The 13,373-nt window shown below is 65.9% G+C and carries 15 protein-coding genes; 3 read left to right on the top strand and 12 right to left on the bottom strand.

What is annotated here, in order from left to right:
• Position 1: 1 nt before the first annotated feature.
• The 8 genes from murG to BOO71_RS19795 all read right to left on the bottom strand — a co-directional run bounded on the left by murG (position 2) and on the right by BOO71_RS19795 (position 7,111).
• On the bottom strand, positions 2-1,183 hold the full coding sequence (gene murG / locus BOO71_RS19825) for an undecaprenyldiphospho-muramoylpentapeptide beta-N-acetylglucosaminyltransferase (protein WP_075835317.1): 1,182 nt from the start codon (positions 1,181-1,183) through the stop codon (positions 2-4).
• A gap of 52 nt (positions 1,184-1,235) precedes the next feature.
• Positions 1,236-1,568 (bottom strand): NADPH-dependent FMN reductase, encoded by a 333-nt coding sequence (locus BOO71_RS19820; protein ID WP_083653669.1) that lies wholly within the window; start codon positions 1,566-1,568, stop codon positions 1,236-1,238.
• Positions 1,565-1,744 (bottom strand): NAD(P)H-dependent oxidoreductase, encoded by a 180-nt coding sequence (locus BOO71_RS29220; protein ID WP_083653668.1) that lies wholly within the window; start codon positions 1,742-1,744, stop codon positions 1,565-1,567. The genes BOO71_RS19820 and BOO71_RS29220 overlap by 4 nt, the downstream gene beginning before the upstream one ends.
• Positions 1,741-2,922, bottom strand: a complete 1,182-nt coding sequence (locus BOO71_RS19815; RefSeq protein WP_075835315.1) for a pyridoxal phosphate-dependent aminotransferase — start codon at positions 2,920-2,922, stop codon at positions 1,741-1,743. Before BOO71_RS19815 ends, BOO71_RS29220 begins: the two co-directional genes overlap by 4 nt.
• Positions 2,923-3,151: 229 nt before the next feature.
• Positions 3,152-4,159: an NPCBM/NEW2 domain-containing protein gene (locus BOO71_RS19810; protein WP_083653667.1), complete on the bottom strand. Its 1,008-nt coding sequence runs from the start codon at positions 4,157-4,159 to the stop codon at positions 3,152-3,154.
• A gap of 582 nt (positions 4,160-4,741) precedes the next feature.
• Complete coding sequence (locus BOO71_RS19805) at positions 4,742-5,332, bottom strand: hypothetical protein (protein ID WP_075835313.1); 591 nt, start codon at positions 5,330-5,332, stop codon at positions 4,742-4,744.
• Between the two features lie 109 nt (positions 5,333-5,441).
• The gene (locus BOO71_RS19800; RefSeq protein WP_075835311.1) at positions 5,442-6,026 is read right to left on the bottom strand and encodes a response regulator transcription factor; all 585 of its coding nucleotides are present in this window, start codon (positions 6,024-6,026) and stop codon (positions 5,442-5,444) included.
• On the bottom strand, positions 6,023-7,111 hold the full coding sequence (locus BOO71_RS19795; RefSeq protein ID WP_439823032.1) for a sensor histidine kinase: 1,089 nt from the start codon (positions 7,109-7,111) through the stop codon (positions 6,023-6,025). The genes BOO71_RS19800 and BOO71_RS19795 overlap by 4 nt, the downstream gene beginning before the upstream one ends.
• 81 nt (positions 7,112-7,192) lie before the next feature.
• On the opposite strand from BOO71_RS19795, the gene BOO71_RS19790 reads away from it, so the two are divergent.
• The 3 genes from BOO71_RS19790 (at position 7,193) to BOO71_RS19780 (ending at position 9,173) form a co-directional block, all read left to right on the top strand.
• A complete protein-coding gene (locus BOO71_RS19790; RefSeq protein ID WP_075835310.1) occupies positions 7,193-7,852 on the top strand; it encodes an MBL fold metallo-hydrolase in 660 nt (219 codons plus the stop codon).
• Between the two features lie 105 nt (positions 7,853-7,957).
• Positions 7,958-8,632, top strand: coding sequence for a DUF2270 domain-containing protein (locus BOO71_RS19785; RefSeq protein WP_075835308.1), 675 nt, complete (start codon positions 7,958-7,960; stop codon positions 8,630-8,632).
• A 58-nt stretch (positions 8,633-8,690) separates the two neighbouring features.
• Entirely contained in the window at positions 8,691-9,173 is a 483-nt protein-coding gene (locus BOO71_RS19780; RefSeq protein ID WP_075835306.1) for a hypothetical protein, read from the top strand.
• A gap of 143 nt (positions 9,174-9,316) precedes the next feature.
• On the opposite strand, the gene BOO71_RS19775 is transcribed toward BOO71_RS19780, so the two are convergent.
• From BOO71_RS19775 to BOO71_RS19760, 4 genes are all read right to left on the bottom strand, one after another.
• On the bottom strand, positions 9,317-10,258 hold the full coding sequence (locus BOO71_RS19775; RefSeq protein ID WP_075835304.1) for a metal ABC transporter permease: 942 nt from the start codon (positions 10,256-10,258) through the stop codon (positions 9,317-9,319).
• A complete protein-coding gene (locus tag BOO71_RS19770; protein WP_217694917.1) occupies positions 10,255-11,028 on the bottom strand; it encodes a metal ABC transporter ATP-binding protein in 774 nt (257 codons plus the stop codon). Before BOO71_RS19770 ends, BOO71_RS19775 begins: the two co-directional genes overlap by 4 nt.
• Positions 11,028-11,939 (bottom strand): metal ABC transporter substrate-binding protein, encoded by a 912-nt coding sequence (locus tag BOO71_RS19765; protein WP_083653666.1) that lies wholly within the window; start codon positions 11,937-11,939, stop codon positions 11,028-11,030. Before BOO71_RS19765 ends, BOO71_RS19770 begins: the two co-directional genes overlap by 1 nt.
• A gap of 168 nt (positions 11,940-12,107) precedes the next feature.
• Complete coding sequence (locus tag BOO71_RS19760; protein WP_439823033.1) at positions 12,108-13,277, bottom strand: vWA domain-containing protein; 1,170 nt, start codon at positions 13,275-13,277, stop codon at positions 12,108-12,110.
• Positions 13,278-13,373 lie beyond the last annotated feature (96 nt).

Raw genomic sequence — 13,373 nt, 5'->3', positions numbered from 1 at the left:
ATCAGCGCAACACGCCTTCGATCAGGTCCGCGAAGCGTCCGGCTGCGCCCACCGGGGAGCGTCCCAGCGCCGCGTCGCGCATTTCGGCGCGGGCGGCGGGCGAGGAACACTGTAACACTGCCGCCCCCAGATCGGCGTTCACACGCGACTGTTCTACCAGGATTCCGGCCCCCGCCTCCTGCACCATGCTGGCGTTGTGGAACTGGTGGTTCTCCGCCGATTCGGGCAGCGGCACCATGATGGTGGGCACGCCATGAAACGCCGCCTCGGCCAGCGTGCCGGTGCCCGCCCGCGTGATCGCCAGGTCCGCCGCAGACCACGCCGCCACCGCGTCCACAAATCCCGTGGCGTGATACCAGTCCATGTCCTGCACGCGCGAGGCCACCTCGGGAAACCAGCGCGGCCCGGTGGAGTGGATCACCTGAATGGCCTCGCTGCCCACCGCCTCGGAGACCAGATCGCGGAACAGATCGCGGTCTCCCTGTGGCTCGAATTGCAGGTCGATGCGGGCGGTGGTGGCCGCCGAGCCGCTTTCCAGCAGGCCCTCGGTGCCCAGGATGTTGCGCAGCGTATCGGGGACGTTGTTGTTCAGAAACAGCGAACCCTGCGAGCCGCCCATCACCAGAATGGTCAGCGGGCCGACGCGCAGTTTCAGGCGGTCCAGCGCCGTCATGCGGTCCATGCGCTCCTCACGCACCGGCATGCCCACCATCGTCGCCTTGCGGGGGTCCAGGCCCAGCACCCGCTCATAGGCGGTGCCCACCGCTTTTGCCTGCCGCACCGCCAGTCGTTGGGTCAATCCCAGCCGGGCGTTCTGTTCGTGCAGCACGGTGGGAATCCGCAGGCTCTGGGCGGCCAGCACTCCCGGCAGGCTGGCAAAGCCGCCGTAGCCCACCACCGCGCCGGGCTTCAGTTTGGACAGCACCGCCCGCGCCTGTGCGATGCCCTGTCCGGCGCGGATCAGCTCGCGCGGGTCCGGGCGGCCCTGTCCGCTGCGGGCCAGCTTGCCCGCGTCCACGCCCTGAAACAGCAGGCCGTGATCGGCGGCGATGCGTTCCTCCATGCCGCCGCGCTGGCCCAGAATCAGGGCCGCGTGCCCGCGCGAAATGAGTTCGTGCGCGGTTGCCACCGCCGGGTAAATGTGTCCGCCCGTTCCACCTGTCGCCATCACCACCAGAGCCATTGGGGCGCAGTGTAGAGGATTGGGTTGTGGGCTGTGGCGAAAGCAGGGGCGTTCAGGCCAGAGCGTCGGCCCCGCTGGCCGTCTGGAAGAGGCTGCGCCATATTTCCTGCAAAGCTTCAGCGACTCCCGGCACATCCAGCACGTCTCTGGCCTGACGCGGCACCTCGATCAGTACGGCGTCCAGCACCCACGCGTCCATCGTTCGCAAAATTTCGGCCAGTTGCGCGGGGGCGTGAATCAATCTGGCTGAGGTATTGAGTGCCAGCACCAGCTTGCCGCTCATTTCGCCGCTCCCCACCACCCAGTCCAGCGCGTTTTTGAAGGCCCCCGGCAACCCATGCGCGTACTCCGGGCAGGCGATCAGCACGGCGTCTGCGGCATTCAGGGCGGTGCGGAGGCAATCTCCTGATCTTCAATGTCTGGATTGAAATGGGGGAGGCGGCCCAGGCCGTCAAAAACCGTCATCTCCACCCCAGCCGGAGCTGTTTGCGCCGCCGCGTGCAAAAGCGCCGTGTGAGCTGAAGCGGCGCGCAGATTGCCTGACAACCCCAGAATCCTCACTCCTTCTGCGCCCGCTTTTGCAGCAACTCATCCAGCCGCCGCAGCACTTCCTCGATGTTGTCCATGCTCGTCGCATAGCTCAGCCTCACCTGACCTGGGGCGGCGAAATCCGTGCCGGGAACCACGGCCACCCGCGCGTCGTCGAGGATGATGCGGGCCGCCTCCAACTCGTCCGGGTGAATACGCGTGGTGTCGGCCATCACGTAAAAGGCTCCCTGTGGCGTGGGCGTCTTGAGGCCCAGCGCGTTCAGCCCGGCCACGATGCGGTCCCGGCGCTGGCGGTAAGCCTTGAGCGCCATCCCGATAAACTGCGTGGTTTCCTCGTGCTGCTGGAAGGCGGCCAGGGCGGCGTACTGGGACACGCTGCTGGCGTTGCTCGTACTCTGCGATTGCAGGGCGTTCATGGCGGCGATCACCGCTTTCGGGCCGCCCGCGTAGCCGATGCGCCAGCCCGTCATGGCATACGCCTTGCTGGCCCCGTTGACGGTCAGCGTATGCTCCGGCGCAAAGGTGCCGATGCTGACCTGCTGGGCGTCGTAGACCAGATGTTCGTACATCTCGTCGGTGACGATCATCAGGTTGTGGCGCATGGCGACTTCGGCCACCGCTTTCAGCACGTCCGGCGGGAACACCGCGCCCGTTGGGTTGCCGGGGCTGTTCAGCACGATCATGCGGGTCATGGGGGTGACGCGGGCCTCCAGCGCCTGCGGATCGAGCTGAAAGCCATTGGCCGCGTGCGTCGGCACGGGCACGGGAAACGCCCCTGTCAGCGCCACCATTTCCGGGTAGCTGACCCAGTACGGTGCGGGAATCAGCACCTCGTCACCCGGATTGAGCAGGGCAAAGAAAGCGTTGAACAGCGCCTGCTTGCCGCCCGAAGTCACCGTCACCGCGTCTGGCGCGTGGTCCAGCCCATTCTCGCGCTTGAATTTGGCGCTGATGGCCTCGCGCAGTTCGGGAATGCCGCTGACCGGGGTGTACTTGGTTTTCCCCGATTCGATGGCGTGGATGGCAGCGGCTTTGACATGCTCGGGCGTGTCGAAATCCGGCTCGCCCACGCTCATGCTGATCACGTCTACCCCGGCGCGCTTGAGTTCCAGCGCGCGGCTGGTGACCGCCACCGTCGAGGAAGGCTTGAGGCTCAGCGCACGCGCCGACAGCAGAAAGGGGCCGCTCATGGGGTTCAGGGTACAGGTCCAGAGTCGGCCATGCCCAGAGTTGACAGTGAAGTGCGCCGCCAGCGGTTGACGGCGCAGGACGAGGGAAAGCAGTTATACGGATTCCGTTTGTTTCGTGCAGGAATCGGAACAGCGCCGATCCCTCCACTCCACGCCCGGAATCCGTTTTTCTCCTGCTCGCTCCGCTCGGATTACGGGTGTTTTCAACACCCTTCAATCGGAGTCCGTATTAGCGCAAGACGTTCCAGTTCAGAGAGGCACGCTTGAAAAAGCCCCGGTCTTCCAGATTGGCCGCGAAGGTAATTTCAACCGTTCCGGTGGGCGGCGTGAAACCGTCTGGGAAAGGCGTTCTGAGGCGCAGGCGAACAGGAAATTCTGCCGGAAGAGTGGTGGCATCGTAGACGCGGTTCGGCTCAATCAGTTGCAGGGGCGGAGCGCCGGGGCTGGTCCAGTTAAACACCGAGAGCTTGAACGAGACTGGGCCACTGGTGTGTCCCGGCTCATCGGTGACGCGCAGGATGGCCGTGGCCGTCTTGCCGTACCGGGCATTGATGCCCCTGGGAAAGCTGAAGGAATAGCGCAGATCGGCTCCAGGGTCATTCTCGCACCGTACCTGGGGATTGGCCCAGTCGGCGTGGTCAGAGTTGATGCCGTCTCCCGCGTCCTTGACGACCAGGCGCAACTCGCCCCTGCCGCTGATGTCCAGGTCGATGTTGCGGGTTGCGCTGGCACCGGTCATGGTCCCGCTGCTATAGGCCAGTGCCCCGTCCAGAAAGACTTGAAACACCACACTGCCCCGGTTGCCCACCTCATCATCCACGCCAATTCTGGAGGTAAAGCGGGTGCAGCGCGCCCCGTTGTGGCCCTGCAACGAGAACCGCATCTCACTGCCCGCGTGGGTTCCGAAGCCTTCGGCGTAGGTGACGCCGCCCAGGGTCAATGTTCGCCCGTCTCCAGCCCGCTGCTCACCGTTGCTGTGGTCGAGTTCAATGGGTCCCCAGCCGTTGGTGGCGGCCAGCAGCGGTTCAAACGACAGGGTATTGAGGGCCGCCGTCAGCCGCTGGGCGCTGAGCTGGCCCGACGGGGCCGCGTAGGTCCACGGGTACGCTGCGCCGCCCGCATAGGGGTCTGTCTCTGCCGCAGCGGGGGCGGCTGGATCAGACCCCCCACAGGCCGAGAGCAGCGCACTCAGAATCAGGGCGGCAGTGAGGGACGGTAGGAATCTGGGGATGTACATAGGGAACGCCTCCTGAACAGGTCATTGATGGCTGGGGCGGGCGGGCGAAAGCAGAGCGGACAGGGCATGGCAGTCTGGCTCTGTGTCATTCCTGTGCCCAGGCCGTCAGCATGAAGGGTGATCACGCTGTGCGGCTGGAGTGCAATCACCCTGCGCTCCCCGGCGTGATCAGGGCATGACCAGAGGCTGAAACGGTGGTGGGGGTTCTGTCTGGATACACGTCTGGCGGCATGTTCATTCGAGACGCCAAAGAAGTTCAGGCGGCCTTCTGTGCCGTCTCCGACAGCCAGCAGAAAACGTGGGAATCCGTTCGGGATGAACACCTGTGGTCCATTCCAGTGCTGCCAGTTTCGGACGGGATTGATACGGATTCCGTCTATTTCGTGCAGAAATCGGGACAGCGCCGATTCCCGCACTCCATGCCCGGAACCCGTTTTTCTCCCACTCGCTCCGCTCGGATTTTCAGGTGCTTCCAACACCTTCTAATCGGAGTCTGTATGAAGGCACAAAAAAATTGCCCGGAGACCAGTCCGGGCAGGGCAGCGAAGCCCCAGTTTCAGGCCGTGGGGGCTGAGATAGCCCTCAGAAGCGGTAGGTGACCCCCAGATTCACCCCTGGCAGAACCAGCACCGTGCCGCCGCCGCCTGCCGCTCCAAAACCGACGCGCGCCTTGGCCTCGGCAAAGTAGCCCCACGGTCCCGCGCCGAAGTCGCCGCGCACGCCCCCGACGCCGCCGAGCAGGATGGCAAAGCCGGGGATGGTCCCCACGCTGGGGCCGCCGTAAGCCCGCAGCCGGCGCCCACTGCCCGACAGCAACAGATCCACATTCACGAACGGCAACGGTCCACTGGCGTCCGGCAGCGGAATGAGCAGGGCCTCGGCACTGGCGCGCAGGGCCAGATTCACCTTGCCCAGACGGCCCACTGGCGCGCTGGCCCCGATCATCACCCCTGGCAGCACGTAGAACTCGGTGCCCACGCCGCCCCAGATGGTAAAACGGTCTGGCGTGGGCTGCGGTGTCGGCGTAATGACCACCTGCGGCACACCCGGCACCACCTGCGGCGTCTGCTGTTGCGGCGGCTGAACGAAAATGGGTGTGGTCTGGGCGCTGGTAAAGGTGGCAGCGGCGATGGCGAAAGCGAGAGCCAGCGTTCGGGTCAGAGCGGTTTGCATGGTTGACTCAGAGTAGCGGATGCCGGGAGGCAAGCGGGCTGGAATGGCGAATCAAAAATGGGGGAGAAGGCGTGCAAGCCCTCTCCCCGTTCAACACTCTGCGCCGCCCTCAATGCAGCAGGCCAATCGAGCGGGCGCGGCTGACGGCCTGGGTGCGGTCCCCAGCGTCCAGCTTGGCGTACAGGCGGGCCAGATGGTCCTTGACGGTGTCGGGGCTGACGCCCAGATTCTTGGCGATTTCCTTGTTGCTGTAGCCCTGGGCCAGCAGCGGCAGCACTTCCGATTCGCGGGGGGTCAGGCGGGGTACGTCCACCTGCGGCAGGCGGTCAATTTCAGGATGGGCCACGATGTCGCGCAGTTGGCGGGCCAGACTCTCGGGATCGGTTTCCTTGCTCACATAACCGCGTGCCCCGGCAGCCCGCGCCGCCTGCACGATGGCGGGTTCGGCGAAGGTGGTGATCAGCACGCTGACGACCTGGGGGTGGGTCATGCGCAGGCGTTCGCAGACCTCGATGCCGGTCATGCCGGGCATCTTGATGTCCAGCAGCGCGGCGTCGGGTTGCAGGGTGCGGCAGGCGTCCAGGGCGCTCAGGCCGTCGGCGGCCTCGGCCACCACGTCGAAGCCCTGGTGCATCAGGGCGTACTTGAGGCCCATACGGAACAGCGGGTGATCGTCGGCAATTACGAGTTTCATGGGGTGACCTCCGGGAGAGTCAGCGTGAAGACGGTGGGCAGGGCGGACGCGGGTGGGGAAGCGGCAGGGTTGGGGTCAGGAAGCTCGTGGGGTTGGTGGATGTAGCGCAGCTCTCCGCCGTGCGCCTCGGCAATGCGGCGGGCGATGAACAGGCCCAGTCCGGCGGTTCCGGCGGTGTACTGCTGTCCGGCGATGGTGGTGGGCTGAGAGGTGAAGGGCTGTGCCAGTTGCGCCAGTGAGCCGCCTAGGCCGGGGCCGTCGTCGGCCACCACCAGTCCGTCTGTGGTGACGCGCAGTTCCACCTTCGAGTGGGCGTAGCGGATGGCGTTCTCGGTCAGGTTGGTCACGGCCCGCTCCAGCACCGGGGCGTCGGCCAGGGCGTAGCCGTGCCCGTCCACGGTCAGTTCCAGGCCGCCCCATTCGGCCTGCGGCTGCACGCGGCGGGCCACGCCGTCCAGCAGGGCGCGCAGATCGGTGGGAACGGGCTGGATGCTCACATCCTCGCGCTCGAAGCGGTGGGCGTCGGCCATCTGCTGCACCAGCGCCAGCAGGCGGGCGGTCTCGGCCTGCATCTGCGTGCCTACTTCCTTGCGCTCGGCTTCGGGCAGCGGCAGATTCACCAGCGCGTGTGTGAGGTGTCCGGCGGCGATCAGCGGGGTTTTCAGGTCATGTACCAGCGTCGCCATGAAGGCGTTGCGGCGCGTCTGCTCGGTGCCCAGGCGGCCCAGCAGGTCCGAGAAGGCGCGGCGCAGCAGCAGGATTTCCGCCGGGTCGTCGCTGTGGGCACCCAGTTCGCCGCCCTCCACCTCGGCCTGAAGGCGGCTGAGGGGCCGCAGCAGCGCGCCGCTGAGAACATAACCCACCATCCCGCACAGCACGCCCACCAGCAGCATCCAGCCCAGCAGTGCGCCCGCCGGGAGGTTGGGCTGGGCGGTCAGCGTGAGGACCAGATTGGGCAGGAAGGCCAGCAGGAAAATCACGAGTGCGAACTGGGTCCGCAGGGTGTTGCGCGAGGCCCTGCGCCGCCCGGCCAGGCCGCCGTGCTGGTCATTGGCAGGGGGTTCAGAGATCAGGCGGCCACTCACGAAACTCAGCTTATGGGGGGGGGTCTGACAGAACCCTCACGGGGTGGGGGGAGGGGAGGGCTTGACCAGTACACTGCGCCCATGCTTCAGCCTTCCGTTCATGGTCCCGTTCGCGTGTGGTCCCTGCCCACTGGCCCCTTGCAGGAAAACGCCGTGCTGGTGGCGGGCGCACAGAATGAGGGCTTCCTCTTCGATCCCGGCGACGATGCAGAGAGGATTCTGGCTCTGGTACGCGATTCCGGGGTGACGGTGCGCGGCATTCTGCTGACGCACGCGCACTTCGATCACATCGGGGCGGTGCAGCCCGTGCGCGAGGCGTTGCGGGTTCCAGTATGGCTGCACCCCGCCGATCTGCCGCTGTACGGCCTGGGCGCGGCCTCGGCGCAGAGGTGGAATCTGCCCTTTATCCAGCCCGAAGCCCCGGACCACGAGATCGCGCAGGACCAGACCTTCACGGCGGGCGACCTGACCCTGATCGCCCGCGAATTGCCGGGCCACGCGCCGGGGCATGTGGTGTTTCTGGCGGGAACGGACGGGGAGGAAGGCGTGGTGGTGGCCGGGGACACGCTGTTCCAGGGCGGAATTGGGCGCACGGACTTGCCTGGGGGCGATCACGCCGCGCTGCTGGCGGGCATCACACGCGAACTGCTGACGCTGCCCAACGCCACCGCCGTCTACTCCGGCCACGGCGGGGTTACCACGGTGGGGGCAGAACGGCGCAGCAATCCCTTTTTACGCTGAGGGCTGTTGCGGGGGCAGAAAGGCGAGCAGGGTGGCGAAAGGCCCGCGCGAACGCGCTACGCTAGGGGTCATGATTCAGGGCAGCATCGTTCAGGGCGTGGGCTGATGCCAGGCGCAGGCGGCGGGCCGGGCGCGGTGCTGGCCCCCGGTCTGACCGAGGTCAGTTACAGCACCAACCAGGCCAACGCGCTGATCCACCTGTACCGCGCCGAAGTCGGCAAGATGACCGCGTGGCGGCAGCGGCTGGACATGACCACCAACTGGTCCGTGGTGACCAGCGCGGGTCTGGCCTCGTTTGCGCTGGGGGACGCGGGCAACAGCCACGCCACCTTCCTGTTCGCCATGTTCATGAATTACTTTTTTCTGCGCCTGGAAGCCCGCCGCTTCCGCACCTACGAGATCGCTCACCACCGCGTGCGGATCATGGAGCGCTTTTTTTACCCGGCCATGCTGGGAGACCGCGTGGACCCCGGCTGGCATCAGTTGTTGCTGGCCGAACTGAGCAAGCCGCGCAGCCCCATGAGCCGCAACGACGCGCTGGGCTGGCGGCTGGGCCGCAATTACCTGTGGATCTACGCGGCGGTGCTGCTGGCGTGGTTTGCCAAGCTGGATCTGGAACAGCCCAAGGGCTACATCCTGAGCTTCCCGGATGCCTTCGCGCTGGCCGACATCGGCAACTTTCCGGGCTGGCTGGTCTTTGCCATCGTCGGCGTGTTCTACAGCTACCTGATCTGGCTGGCCGTGCGCGCTGCCCGCACCTATCCGCTGGAAGAGGGCTGAGCAGAAAACCGCCAGCGCGCATCAGACACGCTTCATGAGTTCTCGTTAGGCTCCCCCCATGCGTCCTGTTCGTGCCCTTGCCGCCGCCCTGCTGCTGCTGCCCCCCGTTCTCAGCGGCTGCGCCTTCGGAGCGTACATCAGTCCGCTGACCCCGCTGGAACGCGCCGTGAACGGCACCTATGAGGGCATTGGCGTGGGCGGCACGGGCCGTGTGCCCTACCGCCTGACCCTGACCGTGCAGGAACGCGAGGGCCGCGCCACCGGGGTGATCACCAACCTGGAAAGCCGCAAGGCGTATGCGGCCAGCGGCACGTTTAAGCGCAGTGCCACGGGCGGCGCGCTGGAACTGGGTCTGTTCGAGAACGGCGACAAGCACCGGGGCAACCTGCACGCCACATTGACCGGCACGAAAATCAGCGGCGTGCTGCGAACCGTGCTGCTGGGCCGCGAACTGCTGGGCTACACCATCGAACTGAATCAGGTGCCAGAGGGTGTGCCGCCCACGCCGCCTGCTGGTGCGCCAGTTCCGGCGACGCCGTAAGCCTGAGCTGCTGGGGGAAACACCTGTGCAGCGCTCGGCCCACGGATGAAGGCGGCTTTTGGTCGACGGTGCAGGTGCAAATGCCGACCACAATAAAAAGCCCCTCCGCAGGTGAGGGGGTTGGGTGAAGGGTCTGGCAAGCTCTAGTCGGAAGCCTGACCCTTGCTGGAGGTCCGTACCCGCGTCAGCACCGGGCGCGGCGCGGCGGGCGGGCCACCCTCGCCCAGTTCGTCGGCGCGTTCGGCCATCTGCTGGCGGCGGCGGGCCAACTGGCCATGTTTGGGAGCAAAGATAAAGGCCAGCAAAAAGAAGATGCTCTGCACCAGCACGATGCATGCGCCCGTCGCGCCGTCCAGAAAGTAGCTGCCGTAGGTGCCGATGATGGCCGAGCCGATGCCACACGCCACAGCGATCCACATCATCTTCGAGAACTTGTCGGTCAGCAGGTAGGCGGTGGCCCCCGGCGTGATCAGCATGGCGACCACCAGAATCACGCCCACGGTTTGCAGCGCGGTCACGATGGTCAGCGCCAGCATGGTCAGCAGCACATAGTTCAGCACGCCGGTATTCAGGCCAATTGAGCGGGCGTGCGTGGGATCGAAGACGTACAGCAGCAGATCCTTACGCAGCAGCAGCGTCACGATCAGCGCAATGGTCCCGGCAATCACCGTCTGCCACAGTTCCGAATCACCGATGCCCAGCACGTCCCCGAACAGGATGTGGCTCAGGTGGACCTCGCTGGAAATTTTGGAGATCATCACCAGTCCCAGCGCAAACAGCGCCGTGAAGACCACCCCGATCACCGTATCCTCCTTGACCCGCGAGCGCGACTGGATAAAGCCGATGGCACTGACCGTAAGCAGCCCGAAGAAAAACGCCCCGATCACGAAGGGCAACCCCAGCAGGTACGAGATGACCACGCCGGGCAGGACCGCGTGCGAGACGGCGTCGCCCATCAGGGACCAGCCCTTGAGGATCACGTAGCACGACAGCACCGCGCAGACCGTCCCCACCAGGGCGCTGACCAGCAGGGCGCGGGTCATGAAGTCGTATTGCAGCGGGGCCAGCAGAGCTTCCAGGTTCATGGGCGGGCCTCCATCTGTTGAGCGGGTTGCTTGGGCGGGGGCGCGTGCAGCGGCGAGCGGCCCCCGAAGGTGGCGGCCAGATTGTCGGCGGTCAGGACTTCCCCGGTGGGGCCGTACAGCAGCACGGTGCGGTCCGCGATCAGGGCCACCTCGTCGCAAAACGTTTCCAGCGTGCCCAGATCGTGGGTGCTGACCAGCATCGCGCGGCCCTCGCGGCGCAGTTCGCCCATCAGGCTGATGATCGCCTCGCTGGTGCCCACGTCCACGCCGCCGAAGGGTTCGTCCAGCAGCAGCAGGCGGCCATCCTGGGCCAGCGCGCGGGCCAGAAAGGCGCGTTTGCGCTGCCCGCCGCTCAGCTCGCCGATCTGCCGCTCAGCAAAGGCGCTCATGCCCACGCGTTCCAGGCTTTCTTCCACCATCGTTTCATCGATGGCGCTGGGGCGGCGCAGCCAGTTCATCTTGCCCTGGCGGCCCATCATGACCACTTCGCGCACGCTGACCGGAAAGTTCCAGTCCACGTCCTCACTTTGCGGCACGTAGGCGATCAGCCCGGCCTTCTGGGCGCGGATCACCGGTTGCTCAAAGACCTGGACCGTTCCGCGCAGCGGCGGAATAAAGCCCATCACGGTCTTGAACAGCGTGCTTTTGCCCGCGCCGTTCATGCCCACCAGCCCGCAGACGCTGCCGCCCCGGACCTTCAGGCTGGCCTGCCGCATCGCCAGCCGTCCGCCGCCGTAGGCCACGCTGACATCGTGAACATCCAGGGCCATCATTTTGAGGTCAGGCCCTTGAGGATGGTGTCGGCGTCCTTTTGCAGCAGGATCAGGTAGGTGGGGACCACTCCCCTGGCATCGGTCAACGAGTCCACGTACAGCACGCCGCCGAACTTTGCCCCGGCCTCCTTTGCTACCTGCTTCATGCCGTTCAGCGGCACGGTGCTTTCGCAGAACACGGCGGGAATCTTGTTGTTGCGGACCGCGTCTACCACTTCCTTGACCTGACGCGGCGTGCCCTGACTGGACTCGGCGTTCACCGGCCACAGGTAATGCTCGGTGAGGCCGTAATCGCGGGCCAGATACGAGAAGGCCCCCTCACACGTCACCAGTGCGCGTTCGCTCCTGGGCAGCGCCGAGAGTTTCGACTGAAGCTGGGCGTCCACCGCGCGAATCTGATCGCTGTACTTTTTCGCGTTGGTGTTGAACACCTTCGCGCCCGCCGGATCGAGTTTCACGAACGCCTTGCGAATGTTTTCCACGTAGATCAGCGCATTTTTGGGAGACATCCACGCGTGCGGATTGGGCTTGCCCTTGTAGGCGTCCGAGGCGATGCTGATGGGCGTGATGCCCTCGGTCAGGATCACGGTGGGAATCGCCTTGCCGCCGCCCAGTTGGCCGGTAAATTTCTCGAACCAGCGTTCCAGATTCAGGCCGTTGTTGAGGATCAGGTCCGCGCCACGGGCGTTGACGATGTCGCTGGGGGTGGGCTGATAGCCGTGAATTTCCGCGCCGGGCTTGGTGATGGACACCACCTTGAGCTGATCGCCCGCGACGTTGCGCGCCATGTCGGCCAGGATGGTAAAGGTGGTCAGGACGGTCTTCTTCTCGCCTCCCTGGGCGGCCTGGGCCACGCCACTGGCGGCGAGAAGGGCGGACAGAAGTACAACTTGAGAAGTCCTTATCATGGATTTTAGGCTAAGCTAAAATTAATCTAAAGTCAACCACTCGACTCAGGTTTAGCTGCGACTCCATCTCAATCGGGCAGAAGAGTAAAATGCTCTCCCTCACCTTCGCGGGGATGCGGAGGGCGGTGTGGAAAAAGGTGTTCAGGCGAGCATCCTGAAGCTAGCGGTTCAGTTCCTCTGCTGAATGCGGCGGCCCAGTCGTTGCAAATCTTCCATTCCCCCGGCGGGCAGCAGAGCGTCCAGATAGGGCAGCGCCGCCATAATCGCCCGCTGGACCGGCTGATACTCCGGAAGTGCGGCCAGCGGCGAGAGCCAGATCACCCTTCCCGCCCGCGCTTTCAGGTCACGCATGGCGCGTTCCAGCACCTCCGGCTCGCCTGTGTCCAGCCCGTCGCTCAGAATCAAAACCAGCGTGTCGCGGTTGACCCTTTCACGTTCCTGGCGGGCCAGTTGCAGCAGATTCTCGCCGATGCGGGTGCCGCCGCCCCACGCCTCGCCCAGATCGGGCAGGGTCAGCGGCTGGCCGGGCAGGGCGTGGCGCAGGTATGGGGTCAGGCGGGTCAGCCCAGTGGAAAAGGCGTAGACCTCCACCCGGCGCGTTCGCAGAGACAGCGCATGGGCAAACCGCAGCAGCAGCGTGGCGTCGCGGCCCATGCTGCGGCTGCCGTCCAGCACCAGCAAAAAGCGCGGCGAGCGGCGCGGGCGGCCCAGCCAGCGCAGCAGTGCCGGATCGCCTGCGGTGCGGGCGGCGGCGCGCAGGGTGCGGCGGGCATCCAGCTTCGGCCCCCGCGCCATTGGCCTGAGTCGCCGGGACCGCCCCAGCTCAACCGCCCGGATCAGCGCCGTGGCCGCGCGCAACAGCTCCCGCAAATCCCCCTCTTCGGCGCGGACCTCGCCCCCCGCTCCCGCGTTCGGGCTGAGGCGAGTCTGGACGGTCTGGAAGTCGCCGCCAGAGTCGTCCGAGTCATCCTTCGATTCACTCTGCGGCTGGGCCTTCACGGTGGTCAGTTCCGGTGCCCCACCGGGTTGGGGCGGGGCTGGGGCAGGCGCCTGTCCCTCGCCATCCTGCTGTTTTTTTGGAGTCGTCTCGGTTTCCTGTTCCGCGCCGGGGGCCTCGGTTTCGGGCAGAAGCGGGGGCAGTTCGGGCGGGGCAGGGCTGCCTTCCGCGCGAAAGAAGGTGTTGAACTCGTGGTCAAAGATTCGGGCCTGCTCCGGGCGGGAAATCAGGACGGCACGCAGGGCGTCGCGCAGTTGGCGTTTGCTCAGCACGTCCACCACGCCAGCGGCCCGCAAGGCGTCGCCCGCCTCGCCCGGTCCCACCAGAAAGCCGTGCTTCACGCGCAGCCGGATCACGAACGTGGTGATTTTCGCGGACAGTTCGGCGGGCAACAGGGTTTCAGGGGGATGGGCCGTCACCCCGCCTCCGCCCGGCCC

This window comes from Deinococcus marmoris, assembly GCF_001949125.1.
Classification (GTDB): Bacteria; Deinococcota; Deinococci; order Deinococcales; family Deinococcaceae; genus Deinococcus; species Deinococcus marmoris_A.
This window is presented reverse-complemented; position numbering and strand designations above follow the sequence as displayed.

Excerpts from the sequence above, each read along its gene's own strand:
- BOO71_RS19775 (WP_075835304.1), bottom strand. The coding sequence starts at position 10,258 with ATGAACCTGGAAGCTCTGCTGGCCCCGCTGCAATACGACTTCATGACC.
- BOO71_RS19790 (WP_075835310.1), top strand. The coding sequence starts at position 7,193 with ATGCTTCAGCCTTCCGTTCATGGTCCCGTTCGCGTGTGGTCCCTGCCC.
- BOO71_RS19815 (WP_075835315.1), bottom strand. The coding sequence starts at position 2,922 with ATGAGCGGCCCCTTTCTGCTGTCGGCGCGTGCGCTGAGCCTCAAGCCT.
- BOO71_RS19765 (WP_083653666.1), bottom strand. The coding sequence starts at position 11,939 with ATGATAAGGACTTCTCAAGTTGTACTTCTGTCCGCCCTTCTCGCCGCC.
- BOO71_RS19770 (WP_217694917.1), bottom strand. The coding sequence starts at position 11,028 with ATGGCCCTGGATGTTCACGATGTCAGCGTGGCCTACGGCGGCGGACGG.
- BOO71_RS19780 (WP_075835306.1), top strand. The coding sequence starts at position 8,691 with ATGCGTCCTGTTCGTGCCCTTGCCGCCGCCCTGCTGCTGCTGCCCCCC.
- BOO71_RS19810 (WP_083653667.1), bottom strand. The coding sequence starts at position 4,159 with ATGTACATCCCCAGATTCCTACCGTCCCTCACTGCCGCCCTGATTCTG.
- BOO71_RS19805 (WP_075835313.1), bottom strand. The coding sequence starts at position 5,332 with ATGCAAACCGCTCTGACCCGAACGCTGGCTCTCGCTTTCGCCATCGCC.
- BOO71_RS19800 (WP_075835311.1), bottom strand. The coding sequence starts at position 6,026 with ATGAAACTCGTAATTGCCGACGATCACCCGCTGTTCCGTATGGGCCTC.
- murG (WP_075835317.1), bottom strand. The coding sequence starts at position 1,183 with ATGGCTCTGGTGGTGATGGCGACAGGTGGAACGGGCGGACACATTTAC.
- BOO71_RS19785 (WP_075835308.1), top strand. The coding sequence starts at position 7,958 with ATGCCAGGCGCAGGCGGCGGGCCGGGCGCGGTGCTGGCCCCCGGTCTG.